The sequence below is a fragment of the Butyricimonas sp. RTP31003st1_G1_RTP31003_210430 genome (assembly GCF_040920905.1).
GTDB classification, from domain to species: Bacteria; Bacteroidota; Bacteroidia; order Bacteroidales; family Marinifilaceae; genus Butyricimonas; species Butyricimonas paravirosa.
Genome location: NZ_JBCOSQ010000120.1, coordinates 1 through 6,853, shown reverse-complemented (window position 1 = coordinate 6,853; position 6,853 = coordinate 1). Strand labels below are relative to the sequence as shown.

At 47.1% G+C, this 6,853-nt stretch carries 7 protein-coding genes, 1 other RNA gene and 1 pseudogene; 4 read left to right on the top strand and 5 right to left on the bottom strand.

Features of this window, described 5'->3' with window-relative positions:
* From AB5542_RS20850 to AB5542_RS20840, 3 genes are all read right to left on the bottom strand, one after another.
* A partial coding sequence (locus tag AB5542_RS20850) for a serine dehydratase beta chain (protein WP_368243431.1) occupies nt 1-435 on the bottom strand: 435 nt, incomplete at its 3' end.
* 134 nt (nt 436-569) lie between these two features.
* An RNA gene (gene rnpB / locus AB5542_RS20845) (RNase P RNA component class A) lies at nt 570-916 on the bottom strand.
* A 232-nt stretch (nt 917-1,148) separates the two neighbouring features.
* Complete coding sequence (locus tag AB5542_RS20840; RefSeq protein WP_279040425.1) at nt 1,149-1,739, bottom strand: YqgE/AlgH family protein; 591 nt, start codon at nt 1,737-1,739, stop codon at nt 1,149-1,151.
* 73 nt (nt 1,740-1,812) lie between these two features.
* On the opposite strand from AB5542_RS20840, the gene AB5542_RS20835 reads away from it, so the two are divergent.
* The 4 genes from AB5542_RS20835 (at nt 1,813) to AB5542_RS20820 (ending at nt 5,470) form a co-directional block, all read left to right on the top strand.
* Nucleotides 1,813-2,409: a DUF4294 domain-containing protein gene (locus AB5542_RS20835; protein WP_124317338.1), complete on the top strand. Its 597-nt coding sequence runs from the start codon at nt 1,813-1,815 to the stop codon at nt 2,407-2,409.
* 70 nt (nt 2,410-2,479) lie between these two features.
* Nucleotides 2,480-3,490: a DNA polymerase III subunit delta gene (gene holA, locus AB5542_RS20830; RefSeq protein ID WP_087419957.1), complete on the top strand. Its 1,011-nt coding sequence runs from the start codon at nt 2,480-2,482 to the stop codon at nt 3,488-3,490.
* A 66-nt stretch (nt 3,491-3,556) separates the two neighbouring features.
* On the top strand, nt 3,557-4,048 hold the full coding sequence (locus tag AB5542_RS20825; RefSeq protein WP_118305092.1) for a D-glycero-alpha-D-manno-heptose-1,7-bisphosphate 7-phosphatase: 492 nt from the start codon (nt 3,557-3,559) through the stop codon (nt 4,046-4,048).
* An 18-nt stretch (nt 4,049-4,066) separates the two neighbouring features.
* Nucleotides 4,067-5,470: an L-lactate permease gene (locus tag AB5542_RS20820; RefSeq protein ID WP_279040427.1), complete on the top strand. Its 1,404-nt coding sequence runs from the start codon at nt 4,067-4,069 to the stop codon at nt 5,468-5,470.
* On the opposite strand, the gene AB5542_RS20815 is transcribed toward AB5542_RS20820, so the two are convergent.
* The gene (locus AB5542_RS20815; protein ID WP_087419955.1) at nt 5,471-6,691 is read right to left on the bottom strand and encodes an alanine dehydrogenase; all 1,221 of its coding nucleotides are present in this window, start codon (nt 6,689-6,691) and stop codon (nt 5,471-5,473) included.
* A 10-nt stretch (nt 6,692-6,701) separates the two neighbouring features.
* Nucleotides 6,702-6,853, bottom strand: a pseudogene (locus tag AB5542_RS21300) (tRNA (adenosine(37)-N6)-threonylcarbamoyltransferase complex ATPase subunit type 1 TsaE); the annotation flags it as partial.

Sequence of the window (6,853 nt, the reverse complement as noted above, 5' to 3'; positions counted from 1 at the left end):
CTCCACGAAAGAGCGCCCCTCGGCCTTGCACCAGTCCAGTATATCCGTCATTTTCGTGTCGGGATAGACATCTTCCTCCTTGAAGGTTCCCAGTTCATCCCATAAAGCACCACCACCGACACTATATACTTCCCAACGATCCACGACTTCCCCGTTTCTTAAAGCCTCGAACAACATCCCGTTCGGATGATGGGGCAGGGATTTCGCGGACTCCCATATAATTTCCGTGTCGTCCGGCCGATCGATCATCTTCTGGATGGCAACATCCGTTCCGTGCCCCACTCCCGTCAATGCCAGACTCCCGTACAAGGTCACCCGGTAGCGCTCGGCATCCGGATTCTTTTCCTTGAAATAATACGCCGCCCGTCCCGGTCCCATCGTGTGACTGGAAGAAGGCCCGTACCCAATTCTAAATATTTCTCTGATTGATTTCACGTCCTAATTATTGTTATAGATTTTATTAATTTCCTGATTTATGATTTTAGATCAAGTGATTTCCACCTTATACCAATGTTTTTCTGAATCATAAATCGTAGTTCATAAATTGCGAATTAATCGGTTTTCAATAAAAAAAAGGCAGGCCTGTAAGCCGGGTTCTGTACCTTGCGGTTTCTATCATTTATCTACTCCGCGGATCACTCCGCAGCTCTAGCGACCTACCCCCTGGCATCGGTCGGGCAAACCTAAGCGCCAGTGTACATGGTCTTGCAACTCGTGAGGTGTACGGCTACCCCGATCACCCGGGATACCGGTGGGCTCTTACCTCACCTTTTCACCCTTATTCCGCGAACGGAACGGTTATTTTCTGTTACACTACTGCCCCCTCTCGGAGACCTTCCCGTTAAGAAGCACGATGCCCTGCGTTGCCCGGACTTTCCTCTCTCCCTCGCGGGACAGCGATAGAACGGCCTGCCTTTATATTTTGGATTTAATGATTTTAGATTCCAACCACACAAGGCCAACGCTTTAACTACCCCCTCTAACTCCCCCTTACACAGGGGGAGAACACACCACAATGTCACATTGTAGCGCCTTCTTGCGTTCGCCTCTCTCCCCCTGTGCAAGGGGGAGCCGGTAGGGATAGTCCCCTCTAATCTCCAAACTCATCAAATCGTCTTCATTTTCAATTGTCAATTCTCAATTTTCAATTAATTAAGAATCGGGTCTTCCGGGAAATTCGCCCACAGCTTGTATCTTCCCCCCAGAGAACTCATAGCCTGTTCCCACAACCCCTCGTTCGGGATGGTAAACAGCGTGTCGGTAGGAATCGTCCCCACCATCCAAGAATTCTCCTTCAATTCATTCTCCAACTGGCTATCCGCCCAGCCACTATACCCTGCAAAGAAACGAATCTCTCCTTCCAATACCTTTCCAGCTTTCAACATCTCCGTCAAAGCCTTAAAATCACCTCCCCAGTATATCCCCTTCGCAATCTCTTCCGAGTCCGGTATGTCATTTCTCCGATGGATGTAATACAACTGATTACGCTCCACGGGACCACCAATGTACACGGGGAAATGTACGCCTTCGAGTTCTTTTACCAACTCGGAAGTCGTGTAAGGTAACGGCTTATTCAATACAAAACCCACGCTCCCGCTCGAATCATGTTCCACCATGTAGACCACGGAACGGTTAAAATATTTACCTTCCAGAAAAGGTTCTGCAATCAACACCTTTCCCACCTCAACACGGTCATCATTGTGACGTATCTGAAACAGATCCTGAAATTCCTTTTCCACTAATTAATATTTTTACAAATCAAATATATCTACTAACTTTGTATTGATAAAGCGTTAATGCAAAGATATAAAAATGTGCAAAATATTTATCATATCACTCCTATCTTTATTTATTAACAGCTTTGCAACAGCGCAGAGTGTTGTCCCGTCCGTGATTATGGGCAGGGACACCGTGCCCCATGTTCTTCTCCATGAAGTAGATGTCGTCGCCCGATTGAAGAATCCCCGGAAATACGCTCGCCAGCAACAACGGAATCAAAGGATGGTTTATAACGTGAGAAAGGTGTTCCCGTACGCGAAAATAGCTGCCGCCAAGATCAACGAGATTGAAAATAAACTAGCGCAAACGGATTCCGAGGCAAAACGGAAGCAGATTATCAAGAAAGAATACAAGGAACTCATGCACACGTTCAAGCAACCGTTGATGAAACTGACCGTCACGCAAGGGAAAATTCTCGTTCGCCTGATCTACCGAGAGACAAACAACACGTCGTTCAATCACATCAAGGAGTACAAGGGTACGGTGAATGCCTATTTCTGGCAATCGCTGGCCTTGTTGTTCGGGAATAACCTAAAAGCCGATTACGAACCGAACGGGCGGGACCGGGAAATCGAGCAGATCGTGCGCTCGATCGAAAAAGGGGGCCCTTCTCACATCACCCGGCGATAAATCCTGTTCTTGGCACTAAAATTACCACTCTTTGATATGATCGGAATTTAAAGTTTATTACTTTTGCCTTATGAAATACGAAGAGATAGTTGCAGATTTAAAAGCAGGGAAATATGCCCCGATTTACTTCTTATCGGGGGAAGAATCCTATTTTTTGGACGATATAGCGACACGCATCGAAAAAAACGCCCTCACGGAGGACGAGAAAGCGTTTAACCAAACGATATTGTACGGGAACGATGTCTCCATGACCACCGTGACCGATACGGCCCGCCGCTTTCCCATGATGTCACAACGTCAGGTTGTCATTGTCAAGGAGGCCCAGAATATCCGGGATTTCGAGAATTTACTGCCTTATATTGATCATCTTCAACCGACAACGATCCTCGTGTTTCTCTATAAAAACAAGAAACCGGATAAACGTAAAGGAGTTTTCAAAAAATTAAGCAGTTCTTCGCATTGCATCTATTTCGAGTCGGCCAAACTTTACGACAATAAAATCCCGGACTGGATTATCTCGTACTGCAAAGACAAGAAATACATGATTTCTCTGAAAGCCGCAGGTATTCTCGCAGAAAGTCTGGGGAACGATTTGAGCAAGGTGGCCAACGAACTGGACAAGCTCATGCTCCTACTTCCCGGTGGCGGTGAAATCAAGGAGAATCTGGTGGAAGAACACACTGGGATCAGCAAGGAATTCAACACATTCGAACTCACGGCGGCCATCATACAGATGGATCACCTGAAAGCAAACCGTATCGTGAATTATTTCGAGGCTAATCCCAAGAACAACCCGCTGGTTCTCACGATCAGCATGTTGTTCCGGTACTTTCTGAACCTACTGACGTACCACTACCAGAAGAAAAGTACCCCAAACCAGCAAGAAATGGCCCGGTTACTGGGTATCAATCCCTATTTTCTGAAAGATTACACGGAAGGAGCGAAACGATATAACGCCATGAAATGTGCCAATATTATCTCTTGGTTACGGGAGTACGACCTCAAATCAAAAGGTGTCGGTAACGCTAACATTTCTGACGGCGAGCTTTTGAAGGAGTTAATATTTAAGATAATGCATTGAAATTCGCCACAGGTGAATTTCTGGTTACAAGTTGACAAGTTACAAGTTGGAAAGATAAAATCTAAAATGAACAAGGCTATATTTCTGGATCGGGACGGGACCATTAATTCTGATGAAGGTCATTATTACATATATAAGGTTGAAGACTTCGTTTTCAATCCCGGTGTTATCGACGGAATTCGTCGACTGAACGAGGCGGGTTATTTGATTATCGTGGTTACCAATCAAGGCGGGGTCGCTAAAGGGGAGTACACGATCGAAGACGTGGACAACCTTCACGTTCATATGTGCAAGGAACTGGAAAAACACGGGGCGCACGTGGATAAAATATACTACTGCCCTCATCACAGCAGCATTGCCCCCTGTAAGTGCCGCAAACCATCGCCTTACATGATCGAACAGGCTATCCGGGAGTTTGACATCGACAAATCTGCCTCGTGGTTAATCGGGGACGGTTCACGAGACATCGAGGCGGCAGAGGCTGCCGGAATCCGGGGAATTAAAATACCTAAAAACAGCGACTTAACCCCGGTTATAGACTCCATCCTCAAGCAATAAGAAGTCTAACGATACGTCATGTTCGAAATCTTGTTTGCCTTACTGCCAATGGTTATACTGGTCATATCCATGGGGATATGCAAGTGGCCCGGAGATAAGAGTAGTCTGCTTACCCTTGTTATTACCGTTATGTTGGCCACTTTCGCCTTTGGTATACCCGCGCAAGAGATCGGTTTCACTTTAATAAACAGTACCACACGTGCTTGTATCACCATTCTTTCCGTTATCTGGATGGCCGTGTTTAGCTATAATATTCTACTGGATTCCGGCAAGATTGAAGTGTTAAAAGACCAACTGGCAACGATTTCCACGGACAGGAGTGTACAGGTATTACTGATCACGTGGGGGTTCGGGGGGCTACTGGAAGGAATGGCCGGCTACGGGACCTCGGTCGCCATCCCGGCAGCCATACTCGTAACGCTGGGATTTCGCCCGTTGTTCGCCGTACTCGTGAGCCTCATCGCCAACAGTGAACCCACAACCTTCGGGGCCGTCGGTATCGCGGAAACCGTTCTCATGGAAGAGACCGGCTGCCCGTTACCTGAATTGTGTAAGGCTACCATTCAACAATTATATCCTTTTATATTCTTGATCCCGATAACTTTGGCTATATTGGCCGACAGACGCCGCCAAGCTTTACTCAAGAACATCTTGCTCGGTACGATTGTCGGGGGCGTATCCTTCCTAGCACAATACGCCACGGCCGTATATCTCGGTCCGGAGATGCCAGCCATTCTAGGCAGTATTTGTTCCATCATTATTATTATCGCATGGAGTAAATGGAACAAAAAAAGTGACACAATTCCCACGAAACACTCGCCCCGGCAAATATACCAAGCGTGGAGTGTCTACGGCCTTATCATTTTCTTTATATTACTGGCTATTCCCTTCAATTTCAAGGCAACGAGTTTATTGCTTTTTGCCGGAGCTTTTATCGGGGGACAAATACAGGGTATAACGACAAGCAGACAATTCACGTTACTAGGCCAAACTCTCGTACAAATCCGCAGTACCATTATTATGGTTATCGCCTTGGTCAGTATATCCGCACTCATGGAAATATCCGGCATGGTGCAATTACTGGCCAACACACTCACTTCCATCTCCGGGAAGTATTACGCTTTCTGGTCCCCTCTGGCCGGGGAAATAGGAACATTTATCACGGGTAGCGGTACTTCGGCAAACATTCTTTTCGGGAAGTTGCAAGCAGGAATCGCCGCAAACATGGACATTTCTCCTTCTTGGCTTGCCGCCGCCAACACCACAGGCACTACTGCCGGGAAAATTATCTCTCCCCAGAGTATTGCCATTGCCGCCTCCGCATGTCAATTACAAGGCCAAGAAGGGGAAATCTTGAAACGAGCTTTTCCCTATGCACTGGTGTATGGAGTATTATTAGGAATTATAGTCTTTATAGAGTGATTAAAAAGCAGCCATCAATAAATCAATATCCCTGGAAACCAATCCATAGCGATCGGCAATCACCCGTTTCGTCAACACTCCATTATAAACATACACGCCATGCCGTAATCCCGCATCATTTTTTATGGCAGTATTAAAACCACCCGCCCGGGAAATCTTATCAAATAAAGGAGTGAATAAATTACTATAAGCGATAGATGCCGTACGAGCTACTCTCGACGGGACATTCGGGACACAATAGTGGATTACCCCGTTATATACATACGTCGGGTTCTCATGAGTCGTTGGCCCTGATGTTTCTATACATCCACCATGTTCAATGGACATATCCACGATCACCGCCCCCTGTTTCATCAACCTTACCTGTTCTTCGGACACGGTAATCCCGAAATCATCATCGAAGAAACGCAGAGCCCCGATCAGCACGTCGGCAGACAATAACGCCCTTTCCAAAACCGGCTTATGAAAAACAGAAGTATATACCCGTTGTCCCAGACAATGATTTATCCGGCGTAGACGCTCCAGCGAATGATCGAACACTTTCACCTCGGCCCCCAAAGCCAACGCCGTACGAGCCGCATATTCCCCCAAAGTCCCGGCTCCCAAGATAACCACCTCGGCTGGAGTGATTCCCGTCACCCCTCCCAGCAAGATACCTTTCCCTTCCCGAGAATTGCTCAAGTACTCGCTGGCAATCATGATTGCCGAACTTCCAGAAATCTCACTCATCATCTGCACCACGGGATAAACCCCGTTCTCGTCTTTCAGAATATCGAACCCGACAGCCGTCACTTTCTTCTGCATCATCTCCACAACAGCCTCTTTTCGTAACTCGAAAAGCTCGATCGGTGACAGTATAACCTGCCGATCATGCATCATCTCCACGTCTGCCTGCATCACCGGAGTCGGTTTCAGTATAATATCCGCCGTGTACACTTCCTCGCAGGTATCCAACATCTGGGCGCCCGCATCGGCGTACTCCCGGTCATGGTAATGTGCAGCCTCTCCAGCTCCTCGTTGTATCATTATCGTATGCCCCATATCAACCATCATGGCCACGGCCTCCGGGGTTAAACACACCCGGTTTTCCCGTCGCTCGGTCTCGTTCGGTAAACCGATTGTCAATCGCTTCTGCCGGTATTCCCCGAATACCTCTTTTTCCTGGTATAGAAACCACTCCCGATTAATTTGGGCTCCCAATAATTTACCCGAGTTATCCATAACCTACACTTTAAAGTTTTTCTTCAATCACCAATTCTCTCCGGCCATCTGCCAGTTCGGAAAACTTGCATATCAACGTGTTTTCCGGTAACAGAGGCTCCACCATCTCCGGCCACTCGATAAAACAACGATTCCCGCTATAAAAATATTCCTCGTAACCGA

Coding starts and splice junctions, on each gene's coding strand:
- AB5542_RS20835 (WP_124317338.1), top strand. CDS start 1,813: ATGTGCAAAATATTTATCATATCACTCCTATCTTTATTTATTAACAGC.
- holA (WP_087419957.1), top strand. CDS start 2,480: ATGAAATACGAAGAGATAGTTGCAGATTTAAAAGCAGGGAAATATGCC.
- AB5542_RS20825 (WP_118305092.1), top strand. CDS start 3,557: ATGAACAAGGCTATATTTCTGGATCGGGACGGGACCATTAATTCTGAT.
- AB5542_RS20820 (WP_279040427.1), top strand. CDS start 4,067: ATGTTCGAAATCTTGTTTGCCTTACTGCCAATGGTTATACTGGTCATA.
- AB5542_RS20815 (WP_087419955.1), bottom strand. CDS start 6,691: ATGGATAACTCGGGTAAATTATTGGGAGCCCAAATTAATCGGGAGTGG.